Annotated in this window: 19 protein-coding genes; 7 read left to right on the top strand and 12 right to left on the bottom strand. The window is 38.7% G+C overall.

Annotated elements, in window-relative coordinates:
* Nucleotides 1-154 precede the first annotated feature (154 nt).
* From VB715_RS16670 to VB715_RS16645, 6 genes are all read right to left on the bottom strand, one after another.
* Nucleotides 155-1,000 (bottom strand): type II CAAX endopeptidase family protein, encoded by an 846-nt coding sequence (locus tag VB715_RS16670; protein WP_323302349.1) that lies wholly within the window; start codon nucleotides 998-1,000, stop codon nucleotides 155-157.
* A 40-nt stretch (nucleotides 1,001-1,040) separates the two neighbouring features.
* Nucleotides 1,041-1,334 (bottom strand): ATP-dependent Clp protease adapter ClpS, encoded by a 294-nt coding sequence (gene clpS, locus VB715_RS16665; protein WP_323302343.1) that lies wholly within the window; start codon nucleotides 1,332-1,334, stop codon nucleotides 1,041-1,043.
* A gap of 185 nt (nucleotides 1,335-1,519) precedes the next feature.
* Nucleotides 1,520-2,173, bottom strand: coding sequence for a zinc metallopeptidase (locus VB715_RS16660; protein WP_323302342.1), 654 nt, complete (start codon nucleotides 2,171-2,173; stop codon nucleotides 1,520-1,522).
* Between the two features lie 57 nt (nucleotides 2,174-2,230).
* Entirely contained in the window at nucleotides 2,231-4,864 is a 2,634-nt protein-coding gene (cphA, locus tag VB715_RS16655) for a cyanophycin synthetase (protein ID WP_323302341.1), read from the bottom strand.
* A gap of 121 nt (nucleotides 4,865-4,985) precedes the next feature.
* Nucleotides 4,986-5,849, bottom strand: a complete 864-nt coding sequence (locus VB715_RS16650) for a cyanophycinase (RefSeq protein WP_323302340.1) — start codon at nucleotides 5,847-5,849, stop codon at nucleotides 4,986-4,988.
* A gap of 187 nt (nucleotides 5,850-6,036) precedes the next feature.
* On the bottom strand, nucleotides 6,037-6,159 hold the full coding sequence (locus tag VB715_RS16645) for a hypothetical protein (RefSeq protein WP_323302339.1): 123 nt from the start codon (nucleotides 6,157-6,159) through the stop codon (nucleotides 6,037-6,039).
* Nucleotides 6,160-6,285: 126 nt separating this feature from the next.
* On the opposite strand from VB715_RS16645, the gene trmD reads away from it, so the two are divergent.
* Nucleotides 6,286-6,987 carry a tRNA (guanosine(37)-N1)-methyltransferase TrmD gene (gene trmD, locus VB715_RS16640; RefSeq protein ID WP_323302338.1) on the top strand — a complete coding sequence of 234 codons (702 nt, stop codon included), beginning with the start codon at nucleotides 6,286-6,288 and terminating at the stop codon, nucleotides 6,985-6,987.
* Nucleotides 6,988-6,992: 5 nt separating this feature from the next.
* On the opposite strand, the gene pstS is transcribed toward trmD, so the two are convergent.
* Nucleotides 6,993-8,156: a phosphate ABC transporter substrate-binding protein PstS gene (gene pstS, locus VB715_RS16635; protein ID WP_323302337.1), complete on the bottom strand. Its 1,164-nt coding sequence runs from the start codon at nucleotides 8,154-8,156 to the stop codon at nucleotides 6,993-6,995.
* A 344-nt stretch (nucleotides 8,157-8,500) separates the two neighbouring features.
* On the opposite strand from pstS, the gene VB715_RS16630 reads away from it, so the two are divergent.
* The 3 genes from VB715_RS16630 to VB715_RS16620 all read left to right on the top strand — a co-directional run bounded on the left by VB715_RS16630 (nucleotide 8,501) and on the right by VB715_RS16620 (nucleotide 12,093).
* A complete protein-coding gene (locus tag VB715_RS16630; RefSeq protein WP_416336948.1) occupies nucleotides 8,501-10,450 on the top strand; it encodes an FAD-dependent oxidoreductase in 1,950 nt (649 codons plus the stop codon).
* 39 nt (nucleotides 10,451-10,489) lie between these two features.
* The gene (corA, locus tag VB715_RS16625) at nucleotides 10,490-11,686 is read left to right on the top strand and encodes a magnesium/cobalt transporter CorA (protein WP_323302336.1); all 1,197 of its coding nucleotides are present in this window, start codon (nucleotides 10,490-10,492) and stop codon (nucleotides 11,684-11,686) included.
* A gap of 263 nt (nucleotides 11,687-11,949) precedes the next feature.
* Nucleotides 11,950-12,093, top strand: a complete 144-nt coding sequence (locus VB715_RS16620; protein WP_323302335.1) for a hypothetical protein — start codon at nucleotides 11,950-11,952, stop codon at nucleotides 12,091-12,093.
* On the opposite strand, the gene VB715_RS16615 is transcribed toward VB715_RS16620, so the two are convergent.
* The 3 genes from VB715_RS16615 to pheT all read right to left on the bottom strand — a co-directional run bounded on the left by VB715_RS16615 (nucleotide 12,090) and on the right by pheT (nucleotide 15,521).
* Nucleotides 12,090-12,449, bottom strand: coding sequence for a sulfite exporter TauE/SafE family protein (locus VB715_RS16615; RefSeq protein WP_323302334.1), 360 nt, complete (start codon nucleotides 12,447-12,449; stop codon nucleotides 12,090-12,092). The two genes, VB715_RS16620 and VB715_RS16615, sit on opposite strands and share 4 nt — an antisense overlap.
* Nucleotides 12,450-12,722: 273 nt before the next feature.
* On the bottom strand, nucleotides 12,723-12,992 hold the full coding sequence (locus VB715_RS16610; RefSeq protein WP_323302333.1) for a YciI family protein: 270 nt from the start codon (nucleotides 12,990-12,992) through the stop codon (nucleotides 12,723-12,725).
* Between the two features lie 87 nt (nucleotides 12,993-13,079).
* A complete protein-coding gene (pheT, locus tag VB715_RS16605) occupies nucleotides 13,080-15,521 on the bottom strand; it encodes a phenylalanine--tRNA ligase subunit beta (RefSeq protein WP_323302332.1) in 2,442 nt (813 codons plus the stop codon).
* A gap of 91 nt (nucleotides 15,522-15,612) precedes the next feature.
* Here pheT and VB715_RS16600 point away from each other — a divergent pair, with 91 nt between their 5' ends.
* The 3 genes from VB715_RS16600 to VB715_RS16590 all read left to right on the top strand — a co-directional run bounded on the left by VB715_RS16600 (nucleotide 15,613) and on the right by VB715_RS16590 (nucleotide 18,150).
* A complete protein-coding gene (locus VB715_RS16600) occupies nucleotides 15,613-15,825 on the top strand; it encodes a DUF6888 family protein (RefSeq protein WP_416336950.1) in 213 nt (70 codons plus the stop codon).
* Nucleotides 15,809-16,030 (top strand): DUF6887 family protein, encoded by a 222-nt coding sequence (locus VB715_RS16595; RefSeq protein ID WP_323302330.1) that lies wholly within the window; start codon nucleotides 15,809-15,811, stop codon nucleotides 16,028-16,030. Before VB715_RS16600 ends, VB715_RS16595 begins: the two co-directional genes overlap by 17 nt.
* 425 nt (nucleotides 16,031-16,455) lie before the next feature.
* On the top strand, nucleotides 16,456-18,150 hold the full coding sequence (locus VB715_RS16590) for a mechanosensitive ion channel family protein (protein WP_323302329.1): 1,695 nt from the start codon (nucleotides 16,456-16,458) through the stop codon (nucleotides 18,148-18,150).
* A 61-nt stretch (nucleotides 18,151-18,211) separates the two neighbouring features.
* On the opposite strand, the gene VB715_RS16585 is transcribed toward VB715_RS16590, so the two are convergent.
* Nucleotides 18,212-19,303, bottom strand: a complete 1,092-nt coding sequence (locus VB715_RS16585; RefSeq protein ID WP_323302328.1) for a glycosyl transferase — start codon at nucleotides 19,301-19,303, stop codon at nucleotides 18,212-18,214.
* A 70-nt stretch (nucleotides 19,304-19,373) separates the two neighbouring features.
* Entirely contained in the window at nucleotides 19,374-19,916 is a 543-nt protein-coding gene (locus VB715_RS16580) for an EF-hand domain-containing protein (RefSeq protein WP_323302327.1), read from the bottom strand.
* Between the last annotated feature and the right edge of the window lie 78 nt (nucleotides 19,917-19,994).

Genomic DNA, 19,994 nt, shown 5'->3' with positions numbered 1-19,994 from the left:
GTATATGTTACCTTGACTCCGTGTTTGTCTCCTTTAGACAACAAACTGATAGTTATAAGGCTGTTGACCTTACGAGATGTTCGTTTTTGGTTATTACCATAAACTTTACATCTCAACGAATCGCACGTTTAAGATGAGTATACCCAAACTTCCCTCATTTCTTATCATTTATGGCTAAAAAATTCGTTTTTTTGCCCATACAAATACTTAAAATTCCCAAAAAAATCAACCCCATAACACCAGCAATCGGATTATTATCAATTCCCGTCATTAAGGGAGAAACTTTACCCGTATAATTTAAAAGTTTACCTACATTTAAGATGTAATATCCCCAGACTAAACCACCATGTAAACCAATACAAATCCCTAAGCGATTGCCCTGTCCCCATTTAGCTAAAACTAAAGTCAATCCTAATAATACTAAAGCAGGAAATTGGGGAAAAGTTCTGATAATTTCTTCTAGGGGTTTCAAAAAATGTAGAGTAGCAAAAATAATAGCATTAGAAAAAATAACAATTTTAGGAGAATAATCTCGTTTTAATTCTTCTAATAACCAACCCCGAAAAAATAACTCTTCTGCTAAACCAATTCCCAATGCACTCAATAATCCTTCAAAAACTATCCGAATTAAACTGGCTGAAGGTTGAACAAAATTTACCCAGCCTAAAATAGCTTCTAAACTAAACAAACTAAAGGTAAATAATAAGCCAATACTTAAGCCATTCAATAATTCAATACCATTTTTTCGAGTAAAAACTAACCCATAAACTTGCCACCAATTTGAGATATTATAAACTGTTTGATTCCAAATAAATAATAAGCCAACAAACTCTAGATAAAGAGTTCCCATCGTTACAATGGTGGTTAAATTAGGATCATTTTTGAGTAAGAAATACAACGGAATGGCTAGAGGAAGCCATACTAACAATAGAAAAATTATAAAAATTCCCAGCCTTAGGGGTGCTGGGTAATTGGCAATGGTAGTAAAATTAACTTTAATCTCTTTACTCCTTCACTCACATATTTAGATACTGAATGACTTACTCATCCGGTTCCAGGGTACTGGTTAACCCGTGATTTTTTAGAGTTTCACAATAAAATTCTGCGGGTTCTAACGCACAAGTAATCACTAAAGCAGTGCCATTGGTATGCGCTTCCATCATAATATCAACAGCTTGGGGTTGAGTCATTCCCGCTACGGTTTGCATCAAGGTTTGCACCACATGCTCCATCGAATTAAAGTCATCATTATGGAGTAATACCCGGTAACGGGGGGCAGGTTTACGAATAGTTTCATTGGAAGCGGAACGCTTTTCAATTACTTCAGTGGTCACAAATTTCCTCCTTTCGTTGAAGCACTTTCGACAAGTCCCCCAAGAAAGGGAACCTATATATTATCTATCATGATATCAAAGTTTCAAAAATTACCTGCCTAGAGGATTGGCGATCGCCCTCAAAGTATTTATGTTTATAAGGGAATTATAATCTGATGAAAAACAGGACGACCTCAGAGCCTCCTTCAACGTCGTCGTTGTGCCAGACTTACGTAATACAGCAATTGCAATACAGAAGTGATAGCCGCCCCCACATAAGTTAAGGCGGCCGCCGTCAGAACCGCTTTGGCTCCCTGTGATTCCTGGGATGTGTTAGTTAGTCCGGCTTCTTTTAATAGAGCGAGGCCCCGACGACTAGCATCAAATTCAACGGGTAAAGTCAGGATAGAGAACAAAACCATCAAGCCAAAAAAGAGAATACCGAGCCACATTAAACCAGCTAAGTTAAACATGAAACCCGCGACAAATGCCAGATAGGAAATGGTAGGGCTAAATTGTAATGCTGGCAACAGAGCATTCCGCATGGCAATCAGTCCAGAACCTGTTTGATACTGCTGCACATGGCCCAATTCATGGGCCGCGACTGCCATGGCCGCGATCGATGGTTGGTTAGCTATCACTTCAGATAAGCGCACCACATTCATTTGAGGATCATAGTGATCCGTAAGAGAACCAGGTGTTTGTTCGACTGGAATCGGTTGAAGGGATGTTTTCGCAAATAAGGTGCGGGCCACCTGCATTCCATTCATACCCTTAGTATTAGCTACCTGACTCCAGGTTGAAAAGGTACTCTTTAAATACAGTTGGGTGATTCCCGAAATCACCAGAGTCGGGAGCATAATGAAAAAAAAGTAATTGGTATCAAAGTAAAACATCCCTTACTTCACCTCCAAGATTTACAGACCATCATCCGCCAGAGGATTGCGCTTTTTAATCACGGAAATGGCCTGACTGACACTTTCTGGGAAGATGACAACTAAACCCCCTTTCTCTACCTTATCTAAGCCAAATTCGAGGGCTTCGCTTTCCTCTAAAATAGCTTCATACTGAGCTTGAGGATTTTCCTTAACAATCCCCTTAATAATCAGATCTGCTACTTCGCCGTTATCCCTTCCTCGTTTGTCATCATCCTCTTTGACAATAATTCGATCAAACACTTGGGCCGCAATTTTGCCCAAGAGGATCAAATCTTCATCACGGCGATCGCCAGGGCCACCAACTACGCCTAAGCGTTGGCCTTTCCAATTTTTCACAAATTCACCTACTGCTTCATACCCCGCCGGATTATGGGCATAATCAACTAAGGCGTGATAATCTCCCAAATTAAAGAGATTCATCCGGCCTGGAGTTTGATTAGCATTCGCTTTAAAGGTTCTTACCCCTTGACGAATGGCTTCAATATCAACACCTTGGGCAAAGGCCGCTAAACAAGCAGCTAAAGCGTTAGCAATCATAAAGGGGGCCATTCCTCCCATAGTTACGGGAACATTAGTGGCTTGCTCAATTCTTAGAGTCCATTGCCCCTCTAAGATGGAAAGATAGCCATTTTCATAAACAGCAGCTAACCCTCCCCGTCGGAGATGATTTTCGATGATCTCATTGTCAGGGTTCATGGAGAAGTAGGCCACTTTCCCTTTAACTTGTGGGGCCATGGCGGCCACTAGAGGATCATCGGCATTGAGGATTGCATGACCATCCGCATTAACCACTTCAGCGATCACACTTTTCACTCTAGCCATTTGTTCAATGTTGTTAATATCCCCTAAACCTAAGTGATCCTCGGCCACGTTCAAGACGATTCCCACATCACAGGAATCAAAGGCCAAACCCGATCGCAGGATACCGCCTCTGGCACTTTCTAAGATGGCCACTTCTACCGTGGGATCTCTCAGGATGACATTAGCACTAAAAGGCCCGGTATTGTCCCCTTTTTCCACTAAATATTCCCCGATATAAATGCCGTCGGTGGTGGTATACCCAACCACTTTTCCGGTTTGGCGATAGATATGGGCAGTTAAACGAGTGGTGGTGGTTTTGCCGTTAGTTCCGGTAATAGCCACAATGGGGATACGAGTGGGAGTATCGGCAGGAAAGAGCATATCCATGACGGGGGCCGCCACGTTTCGAGATAACCCTTGACTGGGGGAGACGTGCATCCGAAACCCTGGGGCTGCATTGACTTCAACAATTACCCCATTGACTTCCCTGAGAGGTTTGGTAATGTCGGGTGTCACCACATCAATGCCCATGATATCTAAACCGATGATTTTGGATGCCCGTTCAGCAATCCAGTGGTTTTCGGGGTGAATATCGTCGGTGCGATCAATGGCAATGCCGCCTGTACTGAGGTTAGCAGTGGCTCGGAGGTAGGCAATTTCCCCTTTATCTAAAATTGTTTCTAGACGGTAGCCTTGACGTTCCAGTACCCCTAAAGAGGTTTTATCGACGGTAATTTTGGTTAAGACGTTATCATGGCCTTCCCCACGATTCGGATCTTGATTAGTAATTTCGATCAGTTCCGCCACAGTATGTTTGTCATCCCCGATGACATGGGCGGGAATTCGTTCTGCAACGGCGACTAATTTGCCATTTATTACTAAAATCCGGTGATCGCTACCGACATAATAACGTTCAACGATAATGCTGCGGGTTTTTGACTCTTTGGTGGCCAGATCGTAGGCTTCTTCAGCTTCTGCCCAACTGTTAATATTGATGGTGATGCCTCGTCCGTGGTTGCCATCAAGGGGTTTAATGACGATGGGATAACCCCCCACATCAGCGATCGCGCTTTCTAGTTCTTCAAAAAATTGGATTGTCGTCCCTTGGGGAACGGGAACACCAGCATCTTTGAGAATGGTTTTGGTGCCTTCCTTATCACAGGCTAATTCTACGGCTAAAATACCGGAATAGTCACTTAAGGTAGCTTGAATGCGTTTTTGATGAACCCCATAGCCCAGTTGCACCATCGCTCGCGCACTGAGGAGCATCCAGGGAATTTTTCTGGCTTCTGCTTCGGTGACGAGGGTTTCTGTACTGGGGCCAAGGGACGCATTAGCTTGAAGATCCCGTAAATCGCTGAGATCCTGTTCTAGTTCTTCTAGAGCATAGACTCCGGTTTCGGCGATAGACTGACATAAACGAACGGCGGCCCGTCCGGCATAGCGGCCAGCTTGTTCGTCTATATATTCGTAGACGACGTTATAAACACCAGGGTCACTGGTTTCTCTGGTGCGACCGAAGCCTACGGGCATCCGGGTTAATTCTTGCAATTCTAGGGCGACGTGTTCAATGATATGGCCCATATAAGTGCCTTGTTTGACCCGTTCGAGGAAGCCGCCACGATGGCCAGGGGAACAAAAATGCTCAATTAAGCTGGGCAGTACCTTAACTAAACCGTCGTAAAAACCGGGGATCTCGTTCGAGGGCTTCTCTGCTAGATCCTCCAAGTCAAGGCGCATCACAATCAGTTTTTGTCGCCTGATACTCCAGTAGTTGGGGCCGCGTAGGGTGAGGGTTTTTAGAATTTTCATGTTTGCCGTTTCGCCGTTTCTTAGATCCGCACTCGGAAGGACAAAGAAGCCGTATCCTACTGATTCTGTCTTTTCAGAAGACTCGATATCTGTTCATGGTGAACATTTTTTCAGTTAGGCTTTACTGTAAAGGATTGCTTGCTTTCGCAATGGGTTTGTGTTGATGAAGATGATAACCATCTCCATGAGAGAGAATATGAAGTCGTAGGTTATGGAGGCTTAAGGGATCGGCTGCACCTACTTGGTCTTGGTTGGTGTAGGTCATTTCCCGGCCATCTACTAGGGTAACAGTTCCCTTACCAACAACGCGCATCAAGCCATCTCGTTCAAACATGGCACAGGTATCTTCATCAATGCCGATACCAATCCGTTCTGGATGGGTACATAAGGCACTTAAAAGACGAGCCATGCGGTTGCGATTATGGAAGTGTTGGTCAACAATAATTTCAGGAATGATCCCCAGTCCCATGGCCATATCGACTAAGGCTCGGTTGGGAGACTCTCCACTACTGCCCCCTGCGATCATGTGATGTCCCATTACGGCTGCCCCGGCACTGGTTCCCGCCAGGGAGATCTCTCCTAATTGTACCCGTTGACGAATTCGTTCCATCAGGGGGGTATCAGCCAATAATCCACATAATCGTAGTTGATCCCCACCGGTCATAAAGACTCCGGTACATTCTTCGACATATTGTTGAAAGTAGGGGTCTTCTCCTTGGGCGCGATCGCGGATATCTAGGACTTTGACGTATTTGGCCCCCATTTCTTCAAAAATTTGTTGATATCGTTCCCCAATGAGGACAGGTTCTCTGGAGGCGGAGGGAATAATGGCAATGGTAGCATCGGTTCCCCCGGAACGAAACCAAAAGGTATGGAGAATTTCTTTGCCATGCACTTTATCTTCTGCGCCGCCAATGATTAAAACGGCGGTGGTGGTCGATTGGGACATGGGGCTTTGTTGGGATTGAGTCTCTAAGTGCAACATGATATTGTTTTTAAGCCAAAGAAAAAATTTAGGTACTTTAGGTTAGTTAGTCATCATAGGGATAAGATTTTAGATATTCCAACTCTAATGCCTTGGTACTCAATTCTCGGCCCCCTTTGTTCGGACTAATTCATCGTGCTGTTCCTTGTTTCTCCCTAGGTTTCCCTCAACGTTACCGAGGTTTTGATTAACGGTGTTCTTGGGTTGGTTTTGTTGCTGTAACAGAATTCGATGTTTGACCTTCACTATGTAACCGAATTGTTTGTCTATCTGGTAATGTCCAGTTTATCGCTGAACCTAAAGTTTTCACAATTATTCCATAATAGGGTCAAAGTTCCATAGATTGAAGCTCTATCCTACCTGCCATCCATTTTAAGCTAGACTAGCAACGGAACATTAAAATTAATATTATTTTTTGAACTTCCCGAACCTTCCTGTGAAAATTGATGTAATTACTCTGTTTCCAGATTTCTTTACCTCTCCCCTCGCTTCTGGACTCTTGTCTAAGGCTTTAGAGAAAAATATTGCTACGGTTAATCTGGTTAATCCCCGTGATTTTACCCTAGATAAGCATCATCGGGTCGATGATGAACCCTACGGGGGTGGGGTAGGAATGTTACTGAAACCGGAACCTATTTTCGCTGCGGTTGCTTCTTTAAGCTGTTTACCCAAGCGAGAGATTATTTTACTCACGCCCCAAGGTTCACCTCTTAATCAGACTATTTTACAAGATTTGGCTACCAATTATCAACAATTGGTGTTGATTTGTGGTCATTATGAAGGGGTGGATGAACGAATTCGCTATTTAGCGGATCGGGAAATTTCTTTAGGGGATTTTGTGTTAACTTGTGGGGAAATTCCGGCTTTAGCTTTAATGAATGGGGTAATTCGTTTGTTACCAGGAACGGTGGGAAAGGTGGAATCTTTGAAGGCGGAAAGTTTTGAAGATGGCTTATTAGATTATCCTCAATATACTCGTCCCCCTCTGTTTCAAGAATGGGAAGTTCCAGAAATATTAAGGTCAGGGAATCATCAAAAAATTGAAGAATGGCGACGGTGTGAACAAATTAAACGGACTCAACAACGTCGCCCTGATCTTTGGGAAAAATGGCTTAATTCTCAACAAAAATCCGATTGAAATACCTACTCACTCAGTTTAATTTGAAAGTCGGGGGTAATTTGATCGGCAGCAGCCGCTACTTTTTCCCTAACATTTTGAGGAAGTTGAATATAACCAAGGGCTGGAGCTTTTTGTTGTCCTTCATTGAGGGCAAATTGAATCATCGCTTCCATGGCGATCGCTTTATTGGGATCGTCATATTTTTTAAATAATAACATCCAAGTATAGGTAACAATGGGATAGGATTCTTCTCCTGGAGGATCGGTAATAAAGGCTCTTAAATTATCAGGTAATTCTACTTGAGAAAGGGTGTAAGTCCCTGATTCGTCTGAGGGAACAATAAATTTACCTGCTTTATTTTCTAAAGCTGCCGTCGACAAGTTATTCTTTTTAGCAAAGCCAAATTCCATAAAACCAATTGACCCTTGAGTTTGTCCAATGAGAGCAGTTACCCCTTCATTGCCTCTCCCCCCAATAAAGTTTCCTTTGGTTGTTGGCCATCCCACGGATGTTCCCGTACCAATATCCTTTTTCCATTGGGGACTAATTTCACCAAGATGATTTGTAAACACTGCTGTCGTTCCACTACCATCTGAACGGTGTACCACGGTAATGCGTTGGTCTGGTAACTTTAAATCAGGGTTAGATTGAGCAAGTTTCGGATCGTTCCAATTGGTAATGTTACCAGCAAAAATATCGACGTAATTTTCTCTGGTTAATTTTACTCCTTCTACTCCTGGCAAATTGTAGGCTAAAACAATACTTCCTGCTGTAACGGGTAACAACAAAACACCCCGACTGACTTGCGCTATCTGTTCATCTGTCATAGCGATGTCACTGGCCCCAAAATCTACCGTCCCGCCAGTAAATTGTTGAATTCCGGCCCCACTCCCAACGGATTGAAAGTTAAACTGAAGTTGAGGCACTTGTCTCGATAATAAGACAAACCAAGTTTGATAAAGGGGAGCGGGAAAAGATGCGCCCGCACCATTAGCCCGAATATTTTGTTGAAAGGGAAGGGTAATGGCTACACTACTTTGACTAGGATTTTGGCCTTGATCGGGAGTTGGGTTTTGATTAGCAGCTTGGTCACGACCACAAGCAACGAGGGAAGCAGTGAACAAGAGAACCGATAAAGAACTGACAACATTTTTGACAGACTTGTCTAGAAAAATGTTTTGAAACATAGGGATCAAACTCTCCTAATATAAAGTGCCTACATAACAATTTTTGTCACTATTTCAAGAATGATTGATGAGGCTGAAAACCCTTCTGTCACATTCTTTATCCCATTATCCTCAATAGTTAACTTGAATTTTGTTCAGTTGTCAATGTATTCTGGATAACATATTACTGAAACAGTTTTGTTAGGGATATTTCCTGTAATTAATGGTATTAATTACGGGCAGTAACAAAACTTTTTTGATGAGAGTTTAATGAGATATTTTATTGTTGTCTATTGTTTTTTTTGTTATTTTGGAATATGTGGATTGAGAAATTATATAATAGGACTATCTATTTTTATTTATCCATGAATCAATTGCAACCTGCTTTTACATCGTCGATGATTTCTCGCCGCATTGCCTTAAAACTCTTAGGCTTAGGAACCCTAGGAACCCTGGTCGGTTATTCCCGTTTTAGTAAGCCGAAACCTTCTATTTATCAACAAGATAGTTTAAGTTTACCCTATCAATTAAATCAGCAAAAATCTGTGGTTGTGGTTGGGGCCGGTTTAGCGGGTTTAGCTTGTGCTTATGAATTGAGTCAACGGGGATTTAAGGTAATTTTATTAGAAAAATCAGCCAATTTAGGTGGTAAAATTGCTAGTTGGACAATTGAATTTGGTCAAGAATCTTTTCAGATGGAACACGGATTTCATGGCTTTTTTCCTCAATATTATAATCTTAAAAGTATCATTAATGACTTAAAAATTAAAGATAATTTTAAATCTTTAGATTTCTATTCAGTTGTTTTTAGTCCAGAAACTTACAGTTATCAACCAGAAATATTTTATCCGAGTCATTCTGCTTTTCCTTGGAATATTATTGATTTGGCCTTTTGGTCAAAAAATTGCCTTAAATGGGGCATCAATTTAACGAATATTAATCATTGGCAAGTTTTTCAAGCGATTGCTGGATTTCAAATTCCTAAAAGTTTTGATCAGTTAGATAATATTGCTGTGACTGACTGGGTAAAAAATGGTTTTCCTCAAGGACTTTATGATTTATATTTTTTACCCTTTGCTAAATCAACTTTGAATTCCCCTGATACTTTAAGCACCGGAGAATTATTACAATTTTTTCATTTTTATTTCTTTGGAAACCCGGAAGGATTAGCTTTTAATGGGACAAAAGATGATATGGGAACTAGCTTGGTTAACCCTATAGTAACAGCGATTAAAAAACAGGGTAATGAAGTCATTTCAGAAGCAAATATCAATCAAATTACTTGTGAAAATGGAATCATTACTTCCTTAAATTATCAATCAGGAATGGCTAAAAATAATGTTGCTTTTTGGGTTGACAAAAATCCCATTTTAAGTAATAAGGAATTGACTTATTATGGAGCAAGTGATCGCGTTTTTTTGGAGACAGCAAAAAATCAAGAAACTATTTCCCTAACTTGTACTCATCAAGGTTGTACCGTCAATAAACAAGAAGATGGCACGTTTTTATGTCCCTGTCATGGTGCATTATATGATCAACAAGGAAAGGTATTAAAAGGCCCAGCAAAACAGAATTTATCTCGCTATAAAATTCAACAAAAAAATGAGAAATCAGCACAATTAATCACCGCGCATCCGAACTCATTAGAAACCCCCAAAACCCTAGAAGCAGATTATTATGTAATCGCCACTGATGTACCAGGAATTAAACATTTATGGCAGTTAATAGAAGGAGATATTAACCCTGATTTTACTCAAAATATTGAACAATTAGCGATTGCAAATCCCTTTGCCGTTGCACGGTTTTGGTTTGATCAAGATTTTGACTGGAAATATAGTGATTTTACCTCCATTTCTGGTTATAAACTTATCGATAGTATTACCTTATATCACCATATTCAAACTCAGTTTATTGAGTGGGCGAAAAAGACAGGGGGAAGTGTGGTGGAATTACACGCTTATGGTTACAAAGAACAAGAATTTCCGACCCAAGAAGCCTTATTAAATACCTTTGAACAAGAACTCTATGAAATTGTTCCAGAATTAAAGAAAGCTAAAGTATTGCATAGAGAATTGGTTAATCAGAAAAACTTTTCAGGATACCCACCCAATAGTTATAATTATCGTCCACAAACAACAACGGAAATAAATAACTTATTCTTAGCAGGAGATTGGGTCAAAATGCCTTTTCCTTGTGGTTTAATGGAAAGAGCCGTTAGTAGTGGATTATTAGCAGCCAATGAAATTTTACATCAAGAAGGACTACAAAGACGCAAAATACTAACAGTAAGACCAGAAGGTTTACTCAATATTTGAAATATACAGTATCTTGTTCCTAAAAATTTGAGAATACTCATGAATAATCAATCATTTTCCCACAGAATAAACTCTTTATCTCCTTTAAATCAAAAATCTTACGATAATAATTATCTTAATTATCGTCATAGTGATCCAGGTTCAATGCCAGGAACCCTACGCATTGCCCAAGATGCTCAACCTACGGAAATTAGCTTAATTGATTATACCCCAGAACAAGCAATTCAACAGAATAATTTAACGCCACAAGATTGTCTTTCATATCTTAATGATTCTTCGGTTTCTTGGTTTGATATTGCTGGTTTAGGGAGTGAAGAAATCTTACAACAACTCGCAGATATTTTTCAATTAGATAGCTATTTATTGGAAGATGTGGTCAATGTTCCTCAACGGCCTAAAATTGAGGAATTTCCTGAGCAATTATTGATCGTTACTCAAATGGTTATTCTTAAACCTAATGGACAAAGTTTTTGGCTTGAACAAGTTAGTTTAGTTGTGGCAAATAATTATGTTATCTCCTTTCAAGAAGAACCTTTTAAAGATTGTTTTGATCTCGTTCGTGATCGCATTCTTAATAATAAGGGAAAAATTCGCAGTTTGGGAACAGATTACTTAGCTTATGCGCTTTGGGATGCCATTATTGATGGATATTATCCGATTATAGAAGCATTTCGAGAACGAGTTGCTACCTTAGAAGAAGAGGTTTTATTTAATGCTAGTCTTAAAACTTTAGAGAAGATTTATACTGCCAAAAAAGAGTTACTATTTTTACATCGTGCAATCTGGCCACAACGCAATGCTTTAGAATTTTTAATTCAAGAAAATACCAAGTTTTTAAACAAAATAGTTCGGGTGGGTTTAAAAGATTGTTATGATCACACCTTACAAGTAAGTGAAAGCTTGCATTCTGGTGATGAACTCCTTGAAAGCTTGTTAAATCTCTATTTATCTTCTGTTAGTAATAAAACTAATGAGGTGATGAAATTATTAACCATTGTTTCTACAATTTTTATTCCTTTAACGTTTATTGCGGGAATTTATGGCATGAATTTTAATCCAGAAGCTTCTCCTTTTAATATGCCAGAACTTAATTGGTATTGGGGGTATCCTCTCTGTTTAGGGGTAATGTTAGGTATTTCTTTAACCTCGATTCTTTTCTTTTGGCGTAGGGGATGGTTTAAGCCGCAATTTCCTCGCAAAACCCGCTTTCATTTTCCCTCTGAAAGAAGTCATTAATTTGTTGATTAATGATTGGTTAATAGTTTATTTTGATAATAATAAAGTTTAATTCTTTTTGCTAGTGTACCTCATGAGTCAGGGAAACGCTATAGTCATCCCAAGTTGCTGGTTTCCATTCACATAAATTGTTAGTCACTGTTGCCTGTTGCCTCGACGGAAGCTCGGTAAGTCTTGTGGAAGGGATTTTCACTCGATTGGAGGAAGATTAAAGACCATCAATGCTGAGATATTGGAAGGTGTAGTGATTGGCGGATGCTTCTATGACATTTCTCTTGAGATTTACGTTAGCAGCTACGATGGTTGTTTTTATTGCTGATATTATTCCCTTTCCCGATTTTCCCCCTGGATTTGTGTCTCAAATGATTAGTCAAAATATCAACAACAGCAGTAATAACAGCCGTTAATGAGAGAAAAACATTTTTAATCCAATCACAATTAAAGTGGTTCCAAAGATTTTTTCAAGGAGATTTGTGGGCAAGTTGACCGCAATTTTAGCTCCCCATAAGCCTCCTAAGACAAAGCCTAAACAAATTAGAATAGCAGCTTTCCAGTTGACTAATCCTTGTTGATAATAAGTCCAAGCTGCTAAAATTCCAATGGGAGGAATTAATAAGGCCAGGGTTGTTCCTTGAGCTTGCTGTTGAGAAAATTTGAAGATAAAAATTAAAGCGGGAGTAATTAGTACACCGCCGCCAATTCCAATTAACCCACTCAGAATTCCCGCCAACATCCCTAGTAATAAAAACCCAATAATTTCCATTTTAGGTAAGTTCTTTAACGCTATTATTGACTATAACAATACTACATGATTTGTAAACTTAACGGTTTCATCTAGCATTAGGAGACTTGAATATTTAATAAAAATCATGAATTCTCTTTCGATGTTAATGATACTAAAGATGGCTGTAAAATGTTGCATCATCCGATCAAAAAAACAGCCATTTATCCGAGTCTTTTGTTATCTGATGCTAAGGTTAAAGAGATGAATTATCTCTTGCAAAAAACCTTAACAACAAGATAAAATAAAACGGAATCAAAATGCTTGTATCCATTCTTTCACTTCATAATCTGTCCAAATACCGTTTTTCCAATAGGGATCATTTTCAATTAATTCCTTGACTTTTTCGCTGTTTTCTGCTTCATAAATACCAAAGACTTTTGTATTATCTTTAGTGGGGCCAAGGGTAATTAGAATTCCCGCGTCTTTTTGTTTTTGTAACCCGTCTAAATGATCTTGACGGTAAGGAGTCCGCTTTTCTAAAGCGTTTTCGCAATAGTTACCAAATAAAATGTATTTCGGCATAATTATCGATTAAAAAAATTAAGGGTTTTGTGGGGGGTTAACAATTTTCTTGGGTAGGGGCGAACGGCCGTTCGCCCCTACATTGTATTAACTACGAAGGGTGACATCAAATTCTTTAACCAAGGTTTGACGAATCTTATCGTGGACAGGTTCAACATCCTCATCCGTTAAGGTGCGATCGCCTGAACGATAAACTAAACTAAAGGCTAAACTTCTTTGTCCTTCGGGGACGTTTTTACCCTGATAATCATCAAATAATTCTACCCCGGCCAATAAATTTCCTCCTGCTTTATTCATTGTTTTGGTCAATTCTCCCACAGTCACTTTAAGGGAAGCAAAAAAGGCCAAATCTCTTTCCACTGCGGGATAAGCAGAATAGGGTTGGAAATGAGGGGTTAATAAATTATCTTTATTGAGGGCATTTAAAAGACAATTGAAGTCTAATTCAAAGGCATAAACTGCATCAATTAAATCCCGTTGTTGCCGCAGTTGGGGATGAATTTGACCGAAAGTACCTAACCGCTTTCCATTTAACCATAAAGATGCGGTTCTGCCAGGGTGTAACCGTTGGTCTTGACTATCGGGTTGATATTCCACGACTAACCCTAACCTCTGAAAGATACTGTCCAAAATACCTTTGGCCTCATACCAAATCATGGGGTTAGGTTTACCACTTCTTGTCCAGCGGCCTTGGGGTAAAAAGTCACCCCCCATAATTCCCGCCAAATTATCCTGTTCGTGAATTTCTCCGTCAATACGGCGGAAAACACGCCCAATTTCAAAGCCATTGAGGGCCCCGTTTCCTTGGGACTGGTTATAAGCAAAAGCATCTATTAAACCATCAAAAAGATTAGTTCTGAGGGCAGAATATTCCGCAAATAGGGGGTTTGCTAAGACAACCTGGGCCCCTTCTGGTTTGACTAAGGAATATTGTACTAATTCTGTGAGGCCAACGGCGCGGAAAACTTCTCTAACTTTGCGTTGGGTTTGATCTTCGAGAGACAGTCCCCCTGCTTCGGTTTTGTCGGGAAGTTCATCACAAAAATGATCGTAACCGTAAAGACGGGCCACTTCTTCAATGAGATCAATTTCTCGTTCTAAGTCTCGGTAGCGGTAGGAAGGAACAGAAACCGACCAAACGTTCGTTCGGTTTTTAACGGGGCTTAATTGACAGCCTAAGTTTGTTAAAATGCGTTCTACATCATCAGCCGCAATTTGGGTAATCTCATCGCCTTTTTTGATGGGGCCTAAGACCTGATGAATCCGTTCTAACCGTAGAATAATTGATTGGGTGGATAGATCGGGACGGTTATCTGCGATCGCTTGGGTAATGGGGGTTCCGCCCGCTAATTCCGTAATTAGGGAAATGGCCCGTTGACAGGCTAATTCTAACTCAGATTGATTGATTCCTCGTTCATATCTGGTGGAAGCTTCACTGCGTAAACTTTGACCCCGTGAGGAACGACGGATCGTAACTTGTTCAAATAAAGCTGCTTCTAAGAGGATGTTTTTGGTTCCTTCATAGACTTCTGTTTCCTCTCCTCCCATAACTCCGGCGATCGCTACAGGGGTATCATTAGCGGTAATCAATAGGTTAACAGGTTTCAGGGTTCTGTCTTGGCCGTCAAGGGTTTTTAAGGTTTCCTTTTCTTGGGAAAATCTGACCCCTACGGTTAAGGATTTTTTGTTTCCTGCAACGGTTTCTAAGCGTTGCAGATCAAAAGCGTGAAGGGGTTGCCCCCATTCCAACAAAATTAAGTTAGTAATGTCTACTACATTGTTAATAGGACGGACACCGGCCGCTTCAAGTCGCTTTTTTAACCATTCAGGAGAGGGGGCGATTTTTACCCCTTCAATGACGGTTCCAATGTAAGCAGGACAAGCATTTTTTTCAAGAACGGTTATTGTTAGAGGATAAGTCTGTTTTTTGGGTAAGGGAGTTTTGGCGGGTTGGGGTAAGTTTAATTCCCCTCCGGTTAAGGCAGCCACTTCTCTCGCTACCCCGATCATACTCATCGCGTCGGCCCGGTTAGCGGTGGGGTAAATGTCCAAGATTACATCATCTAAACCCAGGAAGGGCCGAGCATCTGCCCCTAATTTTAGGTTATCCTCGTCAAAAATATGAATTCCGGCAGATTCTTTGGTTAAACCCACTTCTGCTAAGGAACAGATCATGCCTTCTGACTTAACGCCCCGCAGTTTGGCCGGTTTGATTTTTAGGTCAATTTTGGGTAAATAGGTTCCCATAGTGGCGACGGCCACATAAATATCGGCTTTCGCGTTGGGGGCCCCGCAAACGATATTTAAGGGGGTTTCTGCGCCAATATCCACTTGACAGACGCTTAATTTATCGGCGTTGGGGTGAGGTTGGCGATCTGTGATTTTACCGATCACAACCCCATCGGCCCATTGACGGCGATCTTCTATTTCTTCGACTTCTAGCCCCGCGATGGTTAAAATATCGGCTAATTCTTCAGGGGTGAGGGTGACGTTAACGAGTTCCCGTAGCCAGTTAACGGAAATCTTCATGGTTTAATATTTTAGTTGCGATCGGTGACCAGATCTTAGTTTACCGTGATCATTATATTCAGTAAAGTTGATTTATAATTAAGCCAAACAAATTCCAGACTATAAAAAAGCCATTAATCCTACTAACGAACAAGCTCAAGGGTCTTTGCGTGTCTGTCAGATGTTGTCTAATACTTATCGAGACATTCAATTATTCCGTTATGATCCCGAAACACAAGTTGTTTTTATTTTTGCAGGGGAAGAACTGCAAATTGTTGTACTTCCTAATGGACAATGGAGATTTTTAAATGAAACCGAATTTTGAAGAAATGACGAATAAAGAATTAATTGCCTATGCTTTAGCTCATCGTGATGATCTTGAAGCGTTACAAATGCTTTATCAACGTCGTACCCCTGATGAGGAAGCGACTTGGTATCCTGCGGTAACAATGCCTGATGGTACTCCTATTGAAGCAAATATTCATATTATGGAAACAGCGATTAAAAAGCGTATTGAACAAAGTAATTAGTTCAGGTTAAAAAAGCAATTTGATACAAAAGTTAGACGAAATAATCTATCTAAATCGGTGCGTTACGACATATAATTAGGTCGGTATAATTAAACAAATAAAACCTGTAGGGTGGGCAATGCTTGCAATAAGCTATAGATAAGCATTAGGGTGGGCAATGACCACCCTACATTTATTTGTAACCACCTACTTAGGAGAGTTTTGGTAGGGTCAATTCATGAATTGACCCTACAGATAATGCTGGTCTATTAGTTTTATTTAATTTTTTTTACTTGATTACCTATTTTAAACAACTTACTCTAAGTGGCTGAAATTTTGGAAAAATTAAATATTTTTTTTATGGCTTTACTTAAACTAGAAAAGCTAGGATTAAGCCTCTAGTTGCTATAAACAATTATTGTTAGAAATAGGGGATTTAGAATTCTATGGAAAAATGGTTAAAATTTACCAAGCAATTAATTATTATTGGATTTATTATTTTATTTAGTATCTTTTTTCTGGATTTTTGGGGATTTTCTCAAATTAGTTTGTCAGAAGATGCTCCAGGTAATACTAGAGAAAAACCAGCAGAAACTAATGTTATTTTGGATGGACAAAAACTTTTTTCAATTGATAGTCCTGCGGGTAGCTTTTCTCCCGAATTAAGGGCAGTTTATGTCTCACAAAATATTCAAGAGTTTGCTAAAAATTATAATCTCAATGTTGAAGATATTAAGATTATAAGGACGGGAGATTATTTAGATATAATAATCGGGGATAAAATTTTAAATTCAGTGACTCCTGAAGATGCTAATAAAACAGGTATTATGCAGCAAAAATTAGCTGAACAACATCTTCAGATTATTCAACAAACTGTGCAAAAGTATCGGGTAGATAATAGTTTAAGCACTTTTCTCTTTAGTTGCTTAAAATTCATCCTGTTAACGGCATTTTCTATTTATTTTTATGTTTGGCTAAAAAGTGATTTACGTCATAAAATTTATAAAAAACTATTTCAGAAACTTGAGCAAATCATAAACAATATAATCCCTAGTATTGAACAACAAACTTTACTGAGCAAAATCATTAATTTTATTGGTTCTTTGTTCTATTCTTTACTATTAATTACCCTTAATTGGTTATTATTTATTTCCTATGGCATTTTAGCATTAAAAATCTTTCCAAAAACCAAAGATATAAGCAAAAAAATAATTAGTATTATTGAGAATGAATTTAATTTTATTGGCAACAAAATTGTTGATTATTTACCTGATTTATTTATGATTTTATTTATTGGGAGTATTGGTTACTTTTTGATTAAAGTCATCAATTTAGTCTTTGAAGAAATCAAAAATGGCAATCTTGAATTTTCAGGCTTTTATCCAGAATGGCATAAACCGACTAAACGGTTAATTAATGGGTTAATTATCATGATTACTGTGATGGCAATTACCCCTTACTTACCTGGGTTTAACTCTCCTGCTATCAAAGGAATTACCATATTTATCGGGGCTTTAATTTCTTTAGGATCATCAGGAACAATTTCTAATTTATTAGCAGGAATTGTTTTAATTTATACTCGATCATTTAGACTAGGGGACTATATTAAAATCAATGATATTAGAGGAGAAGTTATCGCAACTAATATGTTAGTGACTCGATTGATGACTTTTCATAAAGAAGTCATCACCTTTTCTAATACTCAAATTTTAAGTAGTCAAGTCACTAACTATAATATGGGAATCAATAACAAAACTCAAGGGGTATTATTAAATGTTACCATAACTTTAGGTTATGATGTTCCTTGGCGCAAAATTTACTCAACTTTAATTAAAGCAGCATTAAAAACAACAGAAATTTTAGCACAACCTGAACCCTTTATTATCCAGGAAGGATTTGATGATTCTTATGTCAGTTATACCTTAAATGCATACACGAAAAATCCGAATAAAATGATGTATATTTATTCCCATTTATACGAAAATATTCAAGATTGTTGTAATGAAGCAGGGATTGAAATTCTTTCCCCTGAATATTTACAATTACGAGATGGTAATCATACTACGATTCCTGACGCTTACTTAGCCAAAGATTATCAATCTTCTCAATTCCAAGTTAAATTCAAAAAATCCATAGAATAAGCTAAAATTTAAAAAGAAACTAGGTTTTTTATAGATAGCTACTGAGATTTTTTCGACAATCCTAAAAAAAATCTACTACAGCTTGTGCAATCATTTCTGCTCCATCTTTTCGTAAAATTTTACCAATTTTTGGCGGGTGAGGGGACTGATTTAAAAATTCCCAATTTCCTTGATAAAAAGTCTCGGTATTAATAATTTGATGATCAGCATAATTTTCAATACCTTCTAATAATAAAGCAGCCTCAGCAAAATCATCTCTAGTTAAGGATACAATAGGAAAATCTAAACGCATTGTCTCTGAAAAGGTACTAAAACCAGGTTTAGAAATTACTCGTCCACATATTGGCATAAAATCTACAGGACGCAATAAAGGTTCACTAATTTTTATGATATTAGGTAAATCAGGAGCTTGGCGATCAAAAGTAATAAATTGCCAGTCAGAAAATTGAGCTAAATTTTGATAAGGAATTTGGTCTAAACCTAAGCCACCAAAGGTTAATAAAATGGTTTTATCTTGGGCAACATTTAGCTTAAAGTTAGTTTTTAATTCTTCAGGAGAATAACGAGGAGTTCCCCCAGTTAAACCCACATCAATAATAGAATTAAAAGCGTTCATGGGTTCCGCCATTGGGAGACGAAATAAGCGATCGCATTGTTGATAACAGTCTTTGATCCAAGTAACAATATCATCAAATTCTTCCCCCCAAGCTTGATAAATAAAATCCCAACCAAAATTACTCATCATCCAACAAGGAATGCCGGCCAATTTAGCAATGGGAGCCATTAAAGGAGGAATATCTGCTAAAATAAGGTTAACTTTATTGGTTTTAATAAAGTTAACTTCTCCCGCAATTAAGGCATTCCGTTTTTTATAAATTTCCTGCATTTTTTCTAGGGTTGCTGGTTTATCCATTTTAAAACTATCTGATTGAATTACCCCCACATCAAAAGCTCTCGGACGGTAAATAAAATCTCCTGGAATATAGGATTCTAATAACCATCTGGGGGCAGTTGTAGCGAGAATTAACAAGATCTCAGGATTCAATTTTTGGATAGCAGCAGCTACGGTAGAAATTCGCACAGCATGACCAAAACCATGGCCAGTGGCTGCTAAATAAAGGATCGGACGAGAATGATTGATTAAGGAAGTCATTTGCTTAAAGGGCAAAGATTTTCTAACTATTTATACCCATAAATTATAGCAGTTATTCAAGAATAATCAATTAATATTTTCCCCAAAACCAATTACCAGGAGCCTCAAAATCTTCACTATAGAAAAACTCATTAAGTAAGATATTTAATTCATCTTTTGTCAGATAGCCATCTTGATTTAAGTCTAACTTTACAAAAGTCTGATTAGCTTCTTGATCGGCAATTTCATAGATTTGATAAAATCGTTTAAATTCATCTAAACTGATCTTATCATCTTGAGAAAAATCCATAGTTTTTAGGGTAATATTAATCAAACCCTGTTTAATATAGTGAGCTTCAAACTTATCTAGCATTTGTTCCAAATACCATAACCATTCAGCTTGGGTGATTTTTCCATCGCCATTGCGATCAGACCAAACTTGCAAACGACTACTAAAACCCGTCCAGAAAAAATGGAGTTCTTCATACTCAGGCGATCCCAATTTCCAGCCTCTCAGATTAGTAATTTCATTAACAGCTTGACTAAAATCTTCAGGACTCAGTACGCCGTCATTATTACGATCTAAAATATGAAAAAAATGAGTTAGTTTTTGTTGTCTAAGTTGGCTAAGCATTTTGGTCTAATTTAGAGATAACATAGCTATTTTACAGCAGTTTACCTTAAATACAAAAATCCTCCGTACTATAATAGC

This window comes from Crocosphaera sp. UHCC 0190, from assembly GCF_034932065.1.
In the GTDB taxonomy this organism is placed as follows: domain Bacteria; phylum Cyanobacteriota; class Cyanobacteriia; order Cyanobacteriales; family Microcystaceae; genus UHCC-0190.
Note: the sequence above shows the minus strand (reverse complement) of the source record. Positions and strands in the feature narration are given on the sequence as shown.

Coding starts and splice junctions, on each gene's coding strand:
- VB715_RS16660 (WP_323302342.1), bottom strand. CDS start 2,173: ATGCTCCCGACTCTGGTGATTTCGGGAATCACCCAACTGTATTTAAAG.
- cphA (WP_323302341.1), bottom strand. CDS start 4,864: ATGAAAATTCTAAAAACCCTCACCCTACGCGGCCCCAACTACTGGAGT.
- VB715_RS16650 (WP_323302340.1), bottom strand. CDS start 5,849: ATGTTGCACTTAGAGACTCAATCCCAACAAAGCCCCATGTCCCAATCG.
- pstS (WP_323302337.1), bottom strand. CDS start 8,156: ATGTTTCAAAACATTTTTCTAGACAAGTCTGTCAAAAATGTTGTCAGT.
- VB715_RS16630 (WP_416336948.1), top strand. CDS start 8,501: ATGAATCAATTGCAACCTGCTTTTACATCGTCGATGATTTCTCGCCGC.
- corA (WP_323302336.1), top strand. CDS start 10,490: ATGAATAATCAATCATTTTCCCACAGAATAAACTCTTTATCTCCTTTA.
- VB715_RS16620 (WP_323302335.1), top strand. CDS start 11,950: ATGACATTTCTCTTGAGATTTACGTTAGCAGCTACGATGGTTGTTTTT.
- VB715_RS16615 (WP_323302334.1), bottom strand. CDS start 12,449: ATGGAAATTATTGGGTTTTTATTACTAGGGATGTTGGCGGGAATTCTG.
- VB715_RS16610 (WP_323302333.1), bottom strand. CDS start 12,992: ATGCCGAAATACATTTTATTTGGTAACTATTGCGAAAACGCTTTAGAA.
- pheT (WP_323302332.1), bottom strand. CDS start 15,521: ATGAAGATTTCCGTTAACTGGCTACGGGAACTCGTTAACGTCACCCTC.
- VB715_RS16595 (WP_323302330.1), top strand. CDS start 15,809: ATGAAACCGAATTTTGAAGAAATGACGAATAAAGAATTAATTGCCTAT.
- VB715_RS16590 (WP_323302329.1), top strand. CDS start 16,456: ATGGAAAAATGGTTAAAATTTACCAAGCAATTAATTATTATTGGATTT.
- VB715_RS16585 (WP_323302328.1), bottom strand. CDS start 19,303: ATGACTTCCTTAATCAATCATTCTCGTCCGATCCTTTATTTAGCAGCC.
- VB715_RS16580 (WP_323302327.1), bottom strand. CDS start 19,916: ATGCTTAGCCAACTTAGACAACAAAAACTAACTCATTTTTTTCATATT.